At 51.4% G+C, this 16471-nt stretch carries 19 protein-coding genes; 15 read left to right on the top strand and 4 right to left on the bottom strand.

Going from position 1 to position 16471, the window contains the following annotated elements; translation table 11 throughout:
• Positions 1 to 90: 90 nt before the first annotated feature.
• The 5 genes from ACYVSB_RS04145 to ACYVSB_RS04125 all read left to right on the top strand — a co-directional run bounded on the left by ACYVSB_RS04145 (position 91) and on the right by ACYVSB_RS04125 (position 3487).
• The gene (locus tag ACYVSB_RS04145; protein WP_461218529.1) at positions 91 to 342 is read left to right on the top strand and encodes a hypothetical protein; all 252 of its coding nucleotides are present in this window, start codon (positions 91 to 93) and stop codon (positions 340 to 342) included.
• A 146-nt stretch (positions 343 to 488) separates the two neighbouring features.
• Complete coding sequence (locus tag ACYVSB_RS04140) at positions 489 to 740, top strand: hypothetical protein (RefSeq protein ID WP_461218528.1); 252 nt, start codon at positions 489 to 491, stop codon at positions 738 to 740.
• Between the two features lie 154 nt (positions 741 to 894).
• Positions 895 to 1638: a metal ABC transporter ATP-binding protein gene (locus ACYVSB_RS04135; protein WP_461218527.1), complete on the top strand. Its 744-nt coding sequence runs from the start codon at positions 895 to 897 to the stop codon at positions 1636 to 1638.
• Entirely contained in the window at positions 1635 to 2543 is a 909-nt protein-coding gene (locus ACYVSB_RS04130) for a metal ABC transporter permease (RefSeq protein ID WP_125600955.1), read from the top strand. Before ACYVSB_RS04135 ends, ACYVSB_RS04130 begins: the two co-directional genes overlap by 4 nt.
• On the top strand, positions 2543 to 3487 hold the full coding sequence (locus ACYVSB_RS04125; RefSeq protein WP_461218526.1) for a metal ABC transporter substrate-binding protein: 945 nt from the start codon (positions 2543 to 2545) through the stop codon (positions 3485 to 3487). The genes ACYVSB_RS04130 and ACYVSB_RS04125 overlap by 1 nt, the downstream gene beginning before the upstream one ends.
• On the opposite strand, the gene ACYVSB_RS04120 is transcribed toward ACYVSB_RS04125, so the two are convergent.
• Positions 3395 to 3667: a hypothetical protein gene (locus tag ACYVSB_RS04120; protein ID WP_461218525.1), complete on the bottom strand. Its 273-nt coding sequence runs from the start codon at positions 3665 to 3667 to the stop codon at positions 3395 to 3397. The two genes, ACYVSB_RS04125 and ACYVSB_RS04120, sit on opposite strands and share 93 nt — an antisense overlap.
• Positions 3668 to 3897: 230 nt before the next feature.
• On the opposite strand from ACYVSB_RS04120, the gene ACYVSB_RS04115 reads away from it, so the two are divergent.
• The 4 genes from ACYVSB_RS04115 to ACYVSB_RS04100 all read left to right on the top strand — a co-directional run bounded on the left by ACYVSB_RS04115 (position 3898) and on the right by ACYVSB_RS04100 (position 8661).
• Positions 3898 to 4032 carry a hypothetical protein gene (locus ACYVSB_RS04115; RefSeq protein ID WP_461218524.1) on the top strand — a complete coding sequence of 45 codons (135 nt, stop codon included), beginning with the start codon at positions 3898 to 3900 and terminating at the stop codon, positions 4030 to 4032.
• A 378-nt stretch (positions 4033 to 4410) separates the two neighbouring features.
• Positions 4411 to 5895: an IMP dehydrogenase gene (guaB, locus tag ACYVSB_RS04110; RefSeq protein WP_125600961.1), complete on the top strand. Its 1485-nt coding sequence runs from the start codon at positions 4411 to 4413 to the stop codon at positions 5893 to 5895.
• A 520-nt stretch (positions 5896 to 6415) separates the two neighbouring features.
• A complete protein-coding gene (locus ACYVSB_RS04105) occupies positions 6416 to 7774 on the top strand; it encodes an Nramp family divalent metal transporter (protein WP_125600964.1) in 1359 nt (452 codons plus the stop codon).
• A gap of 434 nt (positions 7775 to 8208) precedes the next feature.
• Positions 8209 to 8661 (top strand): universal stress protein, encoded by a 453-nt coding sequence (locus ACYVSB_RS04100; protein WP_461218523.1) that lies wholly within the window; start codon positions 8209 to 8211, stop codon positions 8659 to 8661.
• 30 nt (positions 8662 to 8691) lie between these two features.
• Here ACYVSB_RS04100 and ACYVSB_RS04095 read toward each other — a convergent pair whose 3' ends face one another.
• Together ACYVSB_RS04095 and ACYVSB_RS04090 are read right to left on the bottom strand one after the other, a co-directional pair.
• On the bottom strand, positions 8692 to 9015 hold the full coding sequence (locus ACYVSB_RS04095) for a hypothetical protein (RefSeq protein ID WP_461218522.1): 324 nt from the start codon (positions 9013 to 9015) through the stop codon (positions 8692 to 8694).
• Positions 9016 to 9137: 122 nt separating this feature from the next.
• Complete coding sequence (locus ACYVSB_RS04090; protein ID WP_461218521.1) at positions 9138 to 9458, bottom strand: hypothetical protein; 321 nt, start codon at positions 9456 to 9458, stop codon at positions 9138 to 9140.
• A 587-nt stretch (positions 9459 to 10045) separates the two neighbouring features.
• Between ACYVSB_RS04090 and croR the strand changes: the two genes are divergently transcribed.
• From croR to ACYVSB_RS04075, 3 genes are all read left to right on the top strand, one after another.
• Positions 10046 to 10732 (top strand): response regulator transcription factor CroR, encoded by a 687-nt coding sequence (gene croR, locus ACYVSB_RS04085; protein ID WP_461218520.1) that lies wholly within the window; start codon positions 10046 to 10048, stop codon positions 10730 to 10732.
• Positions 10733 to 10821: 89 nt separating this feature from the next.
• Positions 10822 to 12003: a sensor histidine kinase gene (locus tag ACYVSB_RS04080; protein WP_461218741.1), complete on the top strand. Its 1182-nt coding sequence runs from the start codon at positions 10822 to 10824 to the stop codon at positions 12001 to 12003.
• Positions 12004 to 12207: 204 nt separating this feature from the next.
• Positions 12208 to 13500: a serine hydrolase gene (locus ACYVSB_RS04075; protein ID WP_461218519.1), complete on the top strand. Its 1293-nt coding sequence runs from the start codon at positions 12208 to 12210 to the stop codon at positions 13498 to 13500.
• A 163-nt stretch (positions 13501 to 13663) separates the two neighbouring features.
• Here ACYVSB_RS04075 and ACYVSB_RS04070 read toward each other — a convergent pair whose 3' ends face one another.
• Positions 13664 to 13810 carry a hypothetical protein gene (locus ACYVSB_RS04070; protein WP_461218518.1) on the bottom strand — a complete coding sequence of 49 codons (147 nt, stop codon included), beginning with the start codon at positions 13808 to 13810 and terminating at the stop codon, positions 13664 to 13666.
• Between the two features lie 64 nt (positions 13811 to 13874).
• On the opposite strand from ACYVSB_RS04070, the gene ACYVSB_RS04065 reads away from it, so the two are divergent.
• The 3 genes from ACYVSB_RS04065 to ACYVSB_RS04055 all read left to right on the top strand — a co-directional run bounded on the left by ACYVSB_RS04065 (position 13875) and on the right by ACYVSB_RS04055 (position 16471).
• Entirely contained in the window at positions 13875 to 14432 is a 558-nt protein-coding gene (locus tag ACYVSB_RS04065; protein WP_461218517.1) for a hypothetical protein, read from the top strand.
• Positions 14433 to 14516: 84 nt separating this feature from the next.
• Entirely contained in the window at positions 14517 to 14801 is a 285-nt protein-coding gene (locus ACYVSB_RS04060) for a hypothetical protein (RefSeq protein WP_461218516.1), read from the top strand.
• Between the two features lie 122 nt (positions 14802 to 14923).
• Positions 14924 to 16471: a UDP-N-acetylmuramoyl-L-alanyl-D-glutamate--2,6-diaminopimelate ligase gene (locus tag ACYVSB_RS04055; RefSeq protein ID WP_461218515.1), complete on the top strand. Its 1548-nt coding sequence runs from the start codon at positions 14924 to 14926 to the stop codon at positions 16469 to 16471.

Raw genomic sequence — 16471 nt, 5'->3', positions numbered from 1 at the left:
CTGGCGATTTCATGGCAGAAGAGTTGGGTGTTGCGCGTGAGCGCAACCGGCTGGGACTGCTGATGCGGACTGGAACGTGGTGGGCATCGTTTGAAGCCAATTCCAAAGGCGGGAATTGTCTTCAAATCGAGCCTTGTCCTAAGCGGCAAAGCCGCCAAGGACAATTTCACCACTGAGCCGCGCAGTCCCAGCCGGTTGCTAGGCAGAATTGAGCCCATCTGCAATCGAAGCGAAGGATTCGACGAAGTGATTTTGCAAGCTAGAGGTCAAACAATCGTCCATTTTTTGGTGGTACGGCAACACCAACTGATTCGGATTAGAAGGTCGGGATATTTTGCGTAGGCTGAACGTGTCAACTGTTTCCTTAACAATCTGTGGGTGGAAACCGACCGATTCAGTTGATTCATTGAGAACCTGTCTGGGTTCATCAGGCAGACTGCTATGGTGTCGCCAATTTAAAGCTGGTAACCACTAACCACGGTCGTCATTTGCGTGGTCCTTCATCAATTGGTGACAGCTTGTCAGTCGGCGTGAGTGCTCAAACGGCTGTTATAACGTTGAGCGGCTGGAGCGGAGAAATTCGGGGTGAGATCGCCGTGAAATTGTCCTTGGCGGCTCTGCCGCTTAGGACAAGGCCTGATTTTGAGACAAGCCGCGCACTTTGCGGATTGGCTCAAAACAGCGCCCACAGCGAGCTCACCCCGAATTTCGCAGCGCAAGCTGCGGGCAATCTACTTTAGGAACACACGGATACAATCACAAAATTAGCTCAAACTAATCAGAATAACGCCGCGGTTTAATTGTATATTTAGGCTAGATTAACAAAGTTCTTGCAATTAACGAAACTTTCCAGTAGACTTCAAGAAGAGCGATATCAAAAAGGGGAGGCGCATTATGTTAACAATCAAGAATTTAACCGTGGCCTATGACGAAACCCCGGTTTTTGCAAACCTGGACGTGACATTCCAGGCCGGCAAGATCACGGGCATCATCGGACCAAACGGCGCAGGCAAGTCAACGCTGATCAAGGCGATCTTGGGACTGATCAAAACGCAGCAGGGCACTGTCGCTTACAATGATCAAACCATGAAACAAGTCCAAAAGCAGGTCGCTTATGTGGAACAACGTAAGGATCTGGATCTTACTTTTCCGATCAACGTTTTCGACTTGGTGGAAACCGGGACTTACGGCCGGCTAGGCTTGTTCCGCAGTCCAGGCGCTAAGGAGCGGGCGGAAACGGAGCAGGCGTTGGCCCAAGTTGCCTTGAGCGATTTCAAGCGGCGGCAGATCGGCAACTTGTCTGGGGGCCAGTTGCAGCGGGTCTTTGTGGCTCGGGCGATCGTTCAGCAGGCGGAGATCATTATTCTCGATGAGCCGTTCGTGGGGATCGACCTGCAAAGCGAGACGGCGATCATGGCAATTTTGCAACAATGGCGGGACCAAGGCAAAACGATCATTGTGGTTCATCACGATTTGAATAAGGTTTCCCGGTATTTCGACGATTTAGTGGTGATGAATCATGGCGTGATCGATTACGGCCCAACGAGCGCGGTTTACAATCCCGCCAACATTGGCCAAGCATTTAGCGCGGATTTATCGGCGGTACTTTTCACAGAGAAAACGGGGGTAGGCGAATGAATTCATTGATCGACTTTATTAACGCTTTGGGCAAATATGATTTCCTGCAAAGCGCCTTGATCACGGCCATTATGGTTGGCGTGATGTCCGGCGTGATCGGGAGTTTCATTATTTTGCGGGGGATGTCCTTGATGGGTGACGCGATTTCTCACGCGGTTTTGCCAGGGGTAGCGGTGGCTTATATGTTCGGCTTCAATATCCTGATTGGGGCGTCCTTGTTCGGGATCCTGGCGGCATTATTGATCGGCTTCGTCGCGTCTCATAGCAAAATCAAAACCGATACCTCGATCGGCGTGGTCTTTAGCGCCTTCTACGCGTTAGGCTTCATTCTGATCTCCATGGCGGAAAGCTCGACTAACTTGCACCATATTTTGTTCGGGAATATTTTAGCGGTCAGTGACAGCGACATTATGACGACGGCGGTGGTGTTGGGGATCGTGATTCTGTTCGTTTCCTTCTTCTACAAGGAATTATTGATCACCTCCTTTGACGCGACCTACGCGCAAACTTACGGGCTCAAGGTGCAGATCCTCCATTACGCGCTAATGTTGGTTCTAACCTTGGTGACCGTTTCCGCCTTACAGACTGTCGGCATTATTTTGGTGGTGGCGATGTTGATCACACCGGCGGCGACCGCCTTTCTGTGGACCGACAAACTGACCACGATGCTGTTTCTCGCCGGGGGTATCGGCGTTCTTTCTTCGATTACCGGCTTGTATTTCAGCTACACCTTCAACTGGGCGTCAGGTCCAGCAATCGTTTTAGTGGCGGCGGGCCTGTTCCTGATCTCCTTCCTGCTGTCACCCAAGCAAGCTTTCTTGCGCCACCGGGTCAAGAAAACCGCGCCAGCGCCACAAGCGGCGTCGGTTGAGACTCTAGCGACCAACGAAGGCGGTGACCGTTAATGAAAAAAGCGATCTTAACTTTTCTCAGCGTTTTCCTGATCATTGGCGGGACTTGGTTTTTCCTGAACAATCGCGGTAATGCCGCCGCAAAACGCGTGGCTGCGGATAGCAAATTGCGCGTGGTGACCACCAATTCAATCCTTGAAGATATGGTCCATAATGTGGGCCAGGACCGCATCGAGCTGTATAGCATCGTCAAGCGGGGCACCGATCCTCACGAGTACGAACCCCGTCCCGCCGACGTTTCCGCCGCGGCCGAAGCTGATGTGTTGTTCCACAACGGCCTGAACTTGGAAACCGGCGGCAATGGCTGGTTCAAGAAACTGGTCGAAACCTCCGGAAAGAAATTCAATCGCGACGTTTTCGCCGCCAGCGCTGGCGTGACCGCCTTGCACTTGACCACCAACGTCAAGGAAGAAGATCCCCACGCCTGGCTCGACCTGGCCAATGGCTGCCAATACGTCAAAACGATCACCAAGGTCCTCAAAGAAAAAGATCCACAAAACGCCGCTTATTACCAAAAAAACGCGGACGCTTATCTTGCCAAATTGACCAAGTTGCACAACCAAGCCACCTCACAATTTCTCGATATTCCCAAAGCCCAGCGGTTACTGGTCACATCCGAAGGCGCTTTTAAATATTTCAGCAAGGCCTATCACGTCACGCCCGCTTATATTTGGGAGATCAACACCGAAGCTCAAGGCACGCCGGAACAAATGAAGGCCGTGCTCAAGCAGATCGACCACTCCCAAGTCAAAAGTCTCTTCGTCGAGACCTCGGTGTCCCCGAAGTCGATGAACAAAGTGGCTACGGAAACGGGTCTGACGATCTATTCCAAGATCTTCACCGATTCACTGGCGCCAAAAGGCAAGACTGGCGATACTTATTACGACATGATGAAGTGGAATTTGGATCAGATCCATGCTGGTCTGACCAACGGGTAAAAATTTGATTTTTGCTTGAATTGCGGGTTTGGGTGGGTGTTGCGCGTGAGCGCAACCGGGTCGGGCCATTTGTGCGGCTGGAACGCAGTGGGCATCGTTTGAAGCCAATCCGCAAAGTGCGCGGCTTGTCTTCAAATCGAGCCTTATTCTAAGCGGCAAAGCCGCAAAGAATAATTTCACCGCTGAGCCACATGGCCCGACCCGGTTGCTGGGCATAATTGAGCCTATCTGCAATCGAAGCGAAGGATTTAACGAAGTGGTTTTGCGAGCTAGAGGTCAAAATAATCGTTCATTTTTTGGTGGAACGGCAATACCAACTGATTTGGATTAGTAGGTTGGTACAGTTTGCACCGGTTGAACATCGTTACCCGCTCCATAAACAATCTTTGGGTGGAAACCGACCAATTCTGTTGATTCATCAAGAATTTGCCTTAGTTGATCAAGTAGACTGCACTGGTGTCGCCAATTTGAGAATTGTAACCACTAACCGCGGTCGTCAATTGCGTGGCTCCTCATCAATTGACCATAGCTTGCTAGTCGCGTGAGTGCTCAAACGGCTGTTATAACGTTGAGCGGCTGGAGCGGAGCGTGGCGTTGGTGGTTCGTTTGTTCGTCTGGCGGAAGGTCGGGCTGGGGGTGAGTCAGCCGCGATATTATTGTTGGCGATTTATCGCCTACAATAAGGCCGAGCTTGAAGATTTTCGGCGGGTTTCCGAAAAGCTTCAAGTCGTGCCCGCAGCGTTCCACCACCCCCAGCCCGACCTGGAGCCCTACCACATCTGCCCACCACCAACGCCACGCGCAGCGCAAGCTGCGGCCAATCTAAAAAACCAGTAAACCAGTTTTGCTATTGACCAAAGTGGCGAGCTATGCTAAGTTAGTTGTTAAAATAAAATACAATTAATACTTTGGAGGCTAGTTTGATGAGCAATTGGGACCAGAAATTTGCAAAAGAAGGATTAACGTTTGATGATGTGCTGTTGATACCAGCAGAAAGTCATGTTTTACCGAATGATGTGGATCTGTCGGTTGATTTGGCGGCCAACATCCATTTAAATGTCCCGATTCTCAGCGCCAGCATGGATACCGTTACAGAAGCGCCCATGGCGATCGCCATGGCGCGCCAAGGCGGTCTAGGCGTGATCCATAAGAACATGAGTATTGAGCAACAAGCTGACGAAGTGCGGAAAGTCAAGCGCTCCGAAAGCGGCGTGATCGCTGATCCGTTTTTCATTACGCCGGAACGGCCGGTCAGTGAAGCCGAAGATTTGATGCGCCGTTATCGCATCAGCGGGGTACCGGTGGTCAAATCGCAGGAAGATTTGACTTTGGTGGGGATCGTGACCAACCGGGATCTGCGCTTCGTGACCGATTACGCTGTGCCGGTCAAGGACGTGATGACCGATGACGCTTTAGTGACCGCGCGTCAAGGTACATCGTTGGATGAAGCGGAAAAGATTTTGCAACAGCACCGGATCGAGAAATTGCCATTAGTTGACGACGCTGGCCGGTTGAGCGGACTGATCACCATCAAAGATATTGAAAATGTGAAGCAATATCCGAACTCGGCCAAGGACAGTCACGGTCGGTTGTTGGTTGCTGGCGCGGTCGGCGTGACTTCGGATACTTTTGACCGGGCGCAGGCGCTGTTTGATGCCGGGATCGACGCGTTGATCATCGATACGGCTCATGGTCATTCCGCGGGAGTTCTGCGGAAAGTGGCGGAGATCCGCGCGACCTTCCCTGAAAAAACTCTGATCGCTGGCAACGTGGCCACCGCTGAAGGGACGGCCGCTTTGTATGACGCGGGCGTTGACGTGGTCAAAGTTGGGATCGGCCCAGGCTCGATCTGTACCACCCGGATCATTGCCGGGGTCGGCGTTCCGCAGATTACCGCGATCTATGACGCGGCGACGGTGGCGCGGCAACGAGGCAAGGCGATCATCGCAGATGGCGGGATCAAGTTCTCTGGCGATATCGTCAAGGCCTTGGCAGCAGGCGGCAACGCGGTTATGTTAGGCAGCATGTTGGCCGGGACCGACGAAGCGCCTGGCGAATTCGAGATTTTCCAAGGACGACGCTTCAAGACTTACCGGGGCATGGGCTCGCTGGCCGCAATGTCCCACGGCTCGTCAGATCGTTACTTCCAATCTGGCGTCAACGAAGCCAACAAACTGGTTCCCGAAGGCATCGAGGGTCGGGTCGCGGCGAAGGGTGCCTTGGCCGACGTGATCTATCAATTGGTTGGCGGTTTGCGCTCTGGCATGGGTTATGTTGGCGCGCCAACGATCCAAGCCTTGAACGACAACGCCCAGTTCGTTAAAATCACTGGCGCAGGCTTGCGGGAATCCCACCCTCATGATGTCCAGATCACCAAAGAATCACCAAATTACAGCATCGGCAATTAAGCCGATTTTAGGCTAGACCAATTAACTTTTAGCCGCGGACTACTTAACTTCTTAAATCAAACCAATTCTTTAGACAGAACGACCTTTTGGCGGTATTATGACGCTGAAAGGTCGTTTTTGGTGAGGTTGAGTGGCGGCAATCAGCATGGGCGTTGGCGGCGGCACTGAGTTAGGCCAGCCTCGCTAAGAGGAGACAGATTATTTGGGGAGAAGTAGCAGAACATTTGAGAGAAGCACAGATTATTTAAGGAGAAGTGACAGAACATTTTGGGCAAAGTCGGCAGCGAAGTGGCAGTGGGGTCAGGGTAAATTTGGGCGCGGATTTTCAGAAAAGTTAGGTAAGTTTAAGAAAAATAATGAGAAAAGGCCGGTTAAATTTACCGAGTTTCCGGGAAACAAACACTTTTCTGATGATATTTTTCTGAAAATTTACTTTGGCATACCTAAACTTTATCTTCACATTCGTTAAAATAAGAGTACAATAGTTTTTGGAGTGAAAGAGAAGAAGGGATGGCACACAATGGCAGAAGAAGAACACCATAAATTGATCGAATATGCCAATGGACCAAGTTTGGAAGAGATCAATAATACCGTCGAAATTCCTAAATCAGGTAATTTCTGGAAGAATTTACTAGCATTTTCAGGACCAGGTGCATTAGTTGCAGTTGGTTACATGGATCCAGGTAACTGGGTCACCTCGATCGGTGGTGGCGCCCAGTACGGTTACTTGCTGATGTCCGTGATCTTGATTTCAAGTTTAATTGCGATGTTGCTGCAATACATGGCTGCTAAACTTGGCATCGTGACCCATATGGACTTGGCGCAAGCGACCCGGGCCCACACCAGCAAAGGCATGGGGATCTTCTTATGGATCACCACCGAACTGGCGATCATGGCGACAGATATCGCCGAAGTTATTGGTGGCGCGATTTCACTGAAGCTTTTGTTCGGCATCCCATTGGTGGTCGGCGTTGCCTTGACCGTCCTCGATGTTTTCCTACTATTAGCGCTGACCAAGCTTGGTTTCAGAAAAATCGAAGCCATCGTGGTGACGCTGATCATTGTTATTTTAGTCGTTTTCGTTTATCAAGTGATCATCGCCCAACCTAATATGGCCGCGGCGTTTGAAGGCTTGTTACCGCATAAAGAGATCCTCCGCCCAGGCGAATTGCACATGGCCTTAGGGATCGTCGGGGCCACCGTTATGCCCCACAACCTTTACTTACATTCATCGATTGCCCAAACGCGGCAATTTGATCGCAACGACAAGGAATCGACTCGGCGCGCGATCAAGTACACCACTTGGGATTCAAATTTGCAGCTTAGCGCGGCTTTCGTCGTTAACTGCTTGTTGCTGATCGTCGGCGCCGCTTTGTTCTTCGGCAAAGACACCTCACAATTAGGCACTTTCAGTAACTTATACAACGCCTTACAGGATCATAAAATGGCCGGCGCGGTCGCGTCACCAGTCCTATCGACTCTGTTTGCCGTCGCGTTGTTGGCGTCAGGACAAAATTCAACCATCACCGGCACATTAACTGGCCAGGTCGTCATGGAAGGCTTCATCCACATGAAGATGCCTCTTTGGGCGCGGCGCTTAGTGACTCGGCTAATTTCAGTTATTCCCGTTTTGATCTGCGCGATCATCTATCACGGCAAGGAATCCGCTTTGGACGCCTTACTGGTCAACTCGCAGGTCTTCCTATCCGTCGCCTTACCATTCTCCATGATTCCCCTAACGATCTATACCGGTTCCAAGAAAATCATGGGCGAATTCGCCAACCGCAAATGGATCACGATCCTAGCGTGGACCTGCACGATCCTCCTAACGATCCTGAACCTACAAATCGTATGGGAATCAGTCAAAGGCCTGTTTTAAACCAGAGTGCGGAGCGCAACGGGTTGCTTTTGAGCACGACTAGCGATTTGTTGCAGATTGGCGCAGACAATCTGTGACAAATTGCGTATCGGCGCAGAAAGCAGTTGCGCGCAGCACGTTTCAAAACCAGAGTGCGAGCCGATCCGGTTAGCTCCTGAGCATTAGCCTAGCGAAGGCTCTGGAATCCGGTTTTGCTTCCAAAGCCAGCGCGTAGCTAAGCGGAAGGAGCTGGGTCGGCGAGCACGTTTCAGAAATCAGAGTGCGGAGCGAGGATGGGTGCTTGTGAGCATTAACCTAGTCATGACTTTGAAAGCCGTTCTTTGCTTTCGAAACCATGACGTAGTTAAGCGCAACAAGCAATCCTCGCGCAGCACGTTTCGAAAAATTCAGTTAAGTCAAGTTAGTGGTTTTCGGAAAGAAAGGGTGCTAGATCGATGGCAGAAGTAGATCGAGATCCAGAAGTATATTTTCATAAAATGCTAGTCGCGGTGGATGATTCAGAGGATTCCAAATTGGCCTTTAAATACGCGGTCCACCGCGCCAAGAAAGACCATTTAGGTTTGGCGATCGTTTCGATTTTGGAAAGCGACGAAATGAATGTTTACCAAGCCTTCAGTAATGATTATGTTCACGGCGAGCGCGAGGATCTGGAGCGACATTTGGAAGAATATCGCCATGAGGCCGAGGACGCTGGCGTGGAGAAGGTTGAGACTTTTATCGGTGAGGGCAAGCCGGGCGATGTCATTGTGCATGAGGCGATCCCGACGATCAAGCCGGATTTATTGATCATCGGTGCCCGAGCGAAAACTACCGGCGCGCGCGTCGGTAGTCAAGCGGCTTACATGGTCAAGCATGCCCGCATCTCAGTTGCTGTGATTCGAAAATAAGAATTGATCAGGCTGTAACGTGAAATCGCGTTACGGCTTTTTTTGACGGTGCTGATCAGCGAGATTGCTTATTCTGGTTAAAAGTAGATTGGCCGCAGCTTGCGCTGCGAAATTCGGGGGGAGCTCGCTGTGGGCGCTGTTTTGAGCCAATCCGCAAAGTGCGCGGCTTGTCTCAAAATCAGGCCTTGTCCTAAGCGGCAGAGCCGCCAAGGACAATTTCACGGCGATCTCACCCCGAATTTCTCCGCTCCAGCCGCTCAACGTTATAGCAGTCGTTTGAGCGCTCACGCCAATTGGCAAGCTATCGCCAATTGATGAGGAACCACGCAAATGACGACTGTGTCTAGTGGTCATCAGCTTTAAATTGGTGACACCAGTACAGTCTGTCAGATGAACAGACCTGGTTTTCAGTGAATCAACTGAATCGGTCGGGTTCCATCCATGAATTGTTGAGGAAACGAGTAGAGATTTTCAGTCTACGCAAAATGTCCCAACCAACTAATCAAAATCAGTTGGCATTGCCGTACCACTTCAGAAATGACAATTGTTTGACCTCTAGCTCGCAAAACCACTTCGTCCAATCCTTCGCCTTGATTGCAGATCGGCTCAATTCTGCCTAGCAACCGGCTGGGACTGCGCGGCTCAGTGGTGAAATTGTCCTTGGCGGCTTTGCCGCTTAGGACAAGGCTCGATTTGAAGACAAGCCGCGCACTTTGCGGATTGGCTTCAAACGACGCCCACCACGTTCCAGTCCGCAACAGCAGTCCCAGCCGGTTGCGCTCACGTGCAACACCCACCACACCCGCAATCTGGCAGAGTTCATAATTTCATCACAATTATTTCGCGAAACTGCCAAGTTTGAATCACGATTCATTCACTTCTTTGGCTTACTATTAATCATATAGAGCAGCAGAGGTCATGGCAATGCCCGTTGCCAGTCACCTTCAATCCAGTGGCGGACCCGCCTGCAACTCTAGCAACTAAACTCAAAACCTTAAGAACTAGTTTTTTCCTTTTTACTCCTCCCCCTTAAAACTGAAAAACTAGGTTCACCGCCTCACTTCTTGCCCGGAAGTGAGGCTTTCTTTATGCATATTGTGACTTGCTGGCAGGTGGATCTTTGGCAATCGGGTTCGGGTGCTTCATCCTGCGGTTATGACAATTCCCAATTCCAACGCCATTCCGTTACGCTTTATCACGAAAATACCCCATCTTTATTCTCATGGTGGCCGCACGGTCAAATTACTCGCAATCGATCCCGCGCGGCGCAAATTCTTTAGAGAATTTTAACGTGGCTTTTGGTACAATAAGGGAGTGTTTACCTTTCAACAGTTAGCGCTGAAACTAACTGGCCGCTGTGTTAATGAGGAAATGAGGTTGTGAAATGAAGATTCTGATCGTTGATGATGATAAAGATATTGTTGAGTTATTAAGTATTTATGCCAAAAACGAAGGCTACCAACCTGTGTCGGCTTTTACCGGACGCGAGGCCTTGACCAAATTGGCGACCAACCCGGACATCGCCTTGATGATTCTGGACATTATGATGCCGAATATGACGGGGATCGATGTGATCAAGGAAGTGCGCAAAGAGTCGGACATTCCGATTATTGTGGTTTCCGCGAAAACCACCGATATGGATAAGATCCAAGGCTTGATCACTGGCGCCGATGATTACGTGTCCAAACCGTTCAACCCGTTGGAAGTGATGGCGCGGGTCAAATCGTTATTGCGCCGGGCCAGCGCGCAGGTAACCAGTAGCGAGCCGGATCGCCTGGAAGTGGGACCGCTGATCATCAATAAGGATTCCCATGAAGTGACCACATTGAATCAAGTGGATATTCAATTGACCGCCTTGGAATTTGGCATTCTTTATTTGTTGGCCAGCCATCCCAACCGGGTTTTCTCGGCGGACGAGATTTTCGAGCGGGTTTGGCAACAGGAGAGCATTGTGTCCGCGAAAACGGTCATGGTCCATGTTAGCCATTTGCGGGATAAAATCGAAGAAGCGACTGGCGGCGAGAAAGTGATCGAAACCGTTTGGGGCGTTGGTTACAAGGTGAGCGCGTAATGGCGGTCAAACCAGGGCCGTCCGCGGTCAAGAACAAGCGCCGCACACTGGGCCCCACACCGGGAAAAGCACCAGTGGCGCCGCGGCCGGTGATCCTCAAGACCAGTGAGAAGTGGGAGCTTTTTCTCGAAGGGGTGGTTACCTTAGGGCTGATGTTGCTGCTGGAGTTCGCCGTGGTTGTCTTGATCAACCAGGCCATCAGCAGTAATCGCGGGCTCAACGACGGGATCTACCAGATCAAAAACGCCCTGACGATCGGACCGTGGCACATTTGGAGTTGGCAGTGGATCTTCATCACGATCCTGATGCTGATCAATGTTTGGGTGATCTATTGGCGGCTGCACCGGCGTTATCGCCAAATGCAAATGCGCCATATTATCGCGGAATTGCATTATATCGCGGATGGTCATTTGGATCATCGAATCAATTTGAAGGTTGGCGGTTATTTGAATCACGTGATCGCCAGCATCAACGCCTTGGTGGACAGCACGGTGAATTCCATGGCCGAGGAGCGCAAGATCGAGGTTTCCAAGGACGAATTGATCACCAATGTTAGCCACGATATTCGCACGCCGCTAACGTCGATCATTGGTTATTTAGGCCTGATCGAGAATAAGCAATACCGGGATGAAGCCGATTTGTTGCGCTATAACCACATTGCTTACGAGAAAACCAAGCAGATGAAGGAATTAGTCGAGGATCTGTTTGAATTCACCAAGGTCCAACAAACCCACGCGGAGTTACAATTGCAACGGTTCGACTTGGTCTCGATGTTGGAACAATTGTCGGCGGACTTCGAACTCGAGGCGCAAAAACGGCAGATGTTCATTGAAGTCGCTGTGGTCCAACGGCCGATCATCATGCGAGCGGACACGGGCAAATTGGTCCGCGTCTTCAGCAATCTAATCACCAACGCGTTTAAATATGGCAAAGGCGCGACCCGCGTCATGCTCAGCGCCCATATCGAGCAAGACAACGTGGTCGTTAACGTGACCAATGACGGCGCGCCGATTCCTGAAGCAGACCTGCAAAGTATTTTCGAACGTTTCTATCGGGTCGATGGTTCACGGTCGGCCAGTACCGGCGGCTCCGGGTTAGGCTTGGCCATTGCTAAAAGCATTGTCGTGTTGCACGGTGGCGAGATCTACGCCACCTCAAATCCAGACGAAACGGCTTTTATTATTATTTTGCCGTTGGATGTCACGGCCAAACGCACCGATCTGGTCAAGGCTAGCAGCCTGACCGCTCCAGGTGAGCAGGCGCGGTCCTAGCTCTGAAAGAGCGCCAGCAGGCAGTCATCATCTGGGAACACGAGCATACTCAAATAAAATCATCGCAATCTTAGTCTTGATAGCAGTAAAACGGTGGCGGTTTAGTTGGCGCCGGAGTTCAACCGTGGCGCAATCTCTTGGGGAAGAGCGGGCCAGGGACAACTGGTTGGTGGGGGAGCCAGTGATCAATGGAGGATTTTTTTAATGAAGAATAGAACACGACATCTTTTCCTAGTGGTGACGTTGGTCTTGGGCCTGATCGTGGGGATCAGCCAGCCAACGCGCCAATTGGTGGCCGCGGCCAGTAGCACGATCGAGTCACCGCAAACGGATATTGCCGGCAAAGCGGGCTTAGCCGTCGAGGTCGATAGTGGGCAGATCCTGGCGGCGAAGAATATCGACGCTGTTTTGCCGATTGCCTCGCTGACCAAAATGTTATCCCTATACTTGGTGCTTCAAGCGGTCCAACAAGGCAAACTCACTTGGAGCCAAACGCTGACGCCCAGCGACCACGAAGTCACCTTAAGTCGTAACATGGAATTGTCGAATATTCCTTTCGCCGCGGGGCAGGCCTATACCGTCAAAGAATTGTTTGAGGCTGGTTGGGTCTACTCCGCCAACGCGGCGGTGATGGTTTTGGCCGACGCGGTCAGTGGTGATCAGACGAAATTCGTCGACGCCATGCGGGCCCAGCTGAAGAAATGGGGCGCTCGCGATTACCAAATCGTCAACGCTAGCGGCCTCAACAACAGCTTCCTCGGCGCTAATCGCTACCCTGATTCCGCCGCCGACGCCGAAAATAAAATGCGTTCGCGGGACCTGGCCGTTGTCGCGCAACACTTACTGAACGACTATCCCGAAGTTTTGCAAACGACCACGATCACCGGGCTACCTTTCCACGGCACCACCTACCCAACTTGGAACTATCTGTTGCCAGGCCAAGCGGTGGCTCAGGCCGAATTGCCGGTTGACGGCTTGAAAACAGGCACCTCAGATTTAGCGGGCGAATGTTTCGTTGGCACCGTCAAAAAGAACGGTTTCCGCATCATCACCGTCGTGTTGCACGCCGATGGCAATAGTAGCGATCGCACGAAACGCTTCGTCGCCACCGCTGACTTGATGAAGGAAGTCTATGCCAACTGGCACCTGGTCAACGTTTTCCAGACCAAGCAGGCCAGCGCGTTATTGCCGGCGATGAAGGTCACTGACGGCAAGAAGGCCAAGGTCAAAGTCGTTCCCAGCCAAACTGTCAAAATGTTACTGCCGAAAAGCGTCACCGCCAAGCAGCTGAACTTGAAGATCGAGAAGACCAAGTACAGCCAAACCGCGCCAATCGCCAAAAACGATCAAATGGGCAGCGTGACCATGCCCCTGGTTGGCAGTGGCCACTTGGTTCCCGAGCAGGATCAAAACGTGGCTGTTTTAGCGGCTGAGAAAGTTGACGGGTTGAATTGGTTGGAGAAGATTTGGCGGAATATCAAGAACTTATTTAGCTAGAGACAACTTGATTGCAGGTTTTGGTGGGTTTGGATGGTGACGCAACCGCCTCAGGACGTTTGTCGTGGCTGGAAACGTGTTCACCGACCCAGCTCCCTGCGCTTAGCTACGCAATTGTTTCGAAAGCAAAGTGCGGCTTTCAAAACAATTGCTAGGCTAATGCTCAGGAGCTGACCGGGTCGGTTCGCACTCTGTTTCGAACGCGGTGGGCACTGTTTTGAGCCAATCCGCAAAGACCGCGGCTTGTCTCAAAATCAGGCCTTATTCTAAGCGATAAATCGCTAAGAATAATCTCACCGCTGAGCCACACGTCCTGAGGCGGTTGCTAGGCAGAATTGAGCCTATCTGCAATTGAAGACGAAGGATTTGACGAAGTGTTTTTGCCAGTGAGAGGTCAAACAATCGTCGATTTTGTGGGTGGTACGGCAGCATCAACGGGTTTGAATTTGTTGGTTGGACATCTTTGCCTGCTCCTTAAACAATCCTCGGTGAATCCGGGCGATTCAGTTGATTCGCTGAGAACTAGGTCTGTTCATCAGACAGACTGTACTGGTGTCACCAATATAAAGCTGGTGATCACTAACCACGGCCGTCAATTGCGTGGATCGCTATCAATTAGCAATAGCTTACCGGATGGCGTGAGTGCTCAAACGGCTGTTAAAACGTTGAGCGGCTGGAGCGGAGAGAATCGGGGTGAGATCGCCGTGAAATTGGTCTTAGTGGCTGTGCCACTTAGACCAAGGCTCAGCTTTGAGATTCGCGGGTTTTGCGAAGCTCAAAGTGACGCCCACAGCGAGCTCACCCCGATTCTCGCAGCGCAAGCTGCGGCCATCATTGAAACGTGCTCACCGACCCAGCTCCTTGCGCTTAGCTACGCAATTGTTCCGAAGCGAAGCCCGCTTCTAAAGTCATTGCTAAGATTGCTAGGCTAATGCTCAGGAACGCCCCGGCTTGATTCGCCAAGTACTAGGTCTGTTCATCAGACAGACTGTACTGGTGTCACCAATATAAAGCTGGTGACCACTAACCACGGTCGTCAATTGCGTGGATCTCCATCAATTAGCAATAGCTTACCAGCAGGCGTGAGTGCTCGAACGGCTGTTAAAACGTTGAGCGGCTGGAGCGGAGAAATTCGGGGTGAGATCGCCGTGAAATTGTCCTTGGCGGCTTTGCCGCTTAGGACAAGGCCTGATTTTGAGACAAGCCGCGCACTTTGCGGATTGGCTCAAAACAGTGCCCACAGCGAGCTCACCCCGAATTTCGCAGCGCAAGCTGCGGCCAACCTACTTTATCTAAGCTAATGCTCAGGAGCTACCCAGGTCGGTTCGCACTCTGTGGTATAATATAAACTAACGTCGTTGCGCATAAGTTGCGGTTTTTCAATCGCACAAACACATGATAGCTAAGTAAAGGGAGTTAGATTATGGGGCTAACACTAGATGCATGTATTTTAATTTTAAAGGAGCACCATTTATTAAAAAGCAGCGCCGTCCAGGACAAGGTCTCGCAGAAATTCACCAGCGCGTCCTACGACTCGCGCCAAGTTACCGCGAATACACTCTTCTTCTGTAAAGGTGAGAACTTCCGCCCGATCTATTTGGAAATGGCTAAAAACAACGGGGCAACCGTGTACGTTGCGGAACAACCTTATGCGGAAGGCAAGGGCATGCACGCCTTGATCGTGCGTAATATTCGTAAAGCGATGGCGCTATTAGCGGCGGCGTTTTACGATTTTCCGCAAGATGACTTGTTCGTGATCGCCTATACCGGCACCAAAGGCAAGACAACTTCGGCTTATTTCACCAAGGGGATGTTGGATCGCGTCAATGATGGGCATACAGCGATGTCATCCACGGTGGAACGGGTGCTGGGGCCGAAACCGGAGCAGCATATCGCTTCGGAATTGACCACGCCAGAATCCTTGGACCTGTTCCGCGACATGCGGACGGCGGTGGACAACGGCATGACCCACTTGGCCATGGAAGTGTCTTCCCAAGCTTATAAGAAGAATCGTGTTTTCGGGCTGACCTATGATGTGGGCTTCTTCTTGAATATTTCGCCGGATCATATTGGGCCCAACGAACACCCGACTTTCGCCGATTATCTCCACTGCAAATTGCAGCTGTTGGTCAATTCGCGGAAATGTGTGATCAACGCCGAAACAGATTACTTCAATGAGGTTTATGCGGCGGCGACGATCACCACCGAACCGGATAGTGTTTATTTATTCGCCTCGGCGGATTTTCCAGCGCCGGAAGGGGTCAAAATCGATTTCCGCTATCAATCCGAAGAAGCCGACTTGTCGAAAAGTCGCTTCAAGTTGACGGCGGGTACCTTGAAAGCGGAGCAATTGCGGATCACCGGCGAGTATGAGCTGGATCTGATCGGCGATTACAATGAAAGCAATGCTTGCGCCGCAATCATTGGCGCTGGGTTAGCTGGCGCCACTTATCCAGATACTGCCAAGGGAATTGCCAATGTGCAGATCCCCGGCCGGATGGAAAAGCTGGACATTCCGGGTCATGGCCGCGTTTATGTGGATTATGCCCATAATTATGCCAGCATGGTCGCGTTGTTGTCCTTCTTGAAGAAAGAATATCAGCAACCGCGGATGCTGGTTGTGGTCGGGAGTCCTGGCGACAAGGGCGTTTCGCGGCGGGAAGGTTTCGCCAAGGCGCTGAATCAATTGGCGCAACGGGCGTTTATCACCAATGACGATCCGGGCTTCGAGGAGCCGATCGACATCGCCAATCAAATCGTAGCCGGGATCGATCCCCAGAAGGTTAAGGTGACGATCGAATTGGATCGGGCCGCGGCCATCGAGTTGGCAATCACGGAAAGTCAACCCGGGGATATCGTGGTGCTGGCCGGTAAAGGCTCCGACGATGAACAAAAAGTCCGCGGCGTCAATACGCCGTGGCCAACGGATATGGCCGTGGCCAAGGCTGTGGCCGCGAGATTGCGAGGCTAG

This window comes from Lapidilactobacillus salsurivasis (assembly GCF_054785215.1).
Note: the sequence above shows the minus strand (reverse complement) of the source record. Positions and strands in the feature narration are given on the sequence as shown.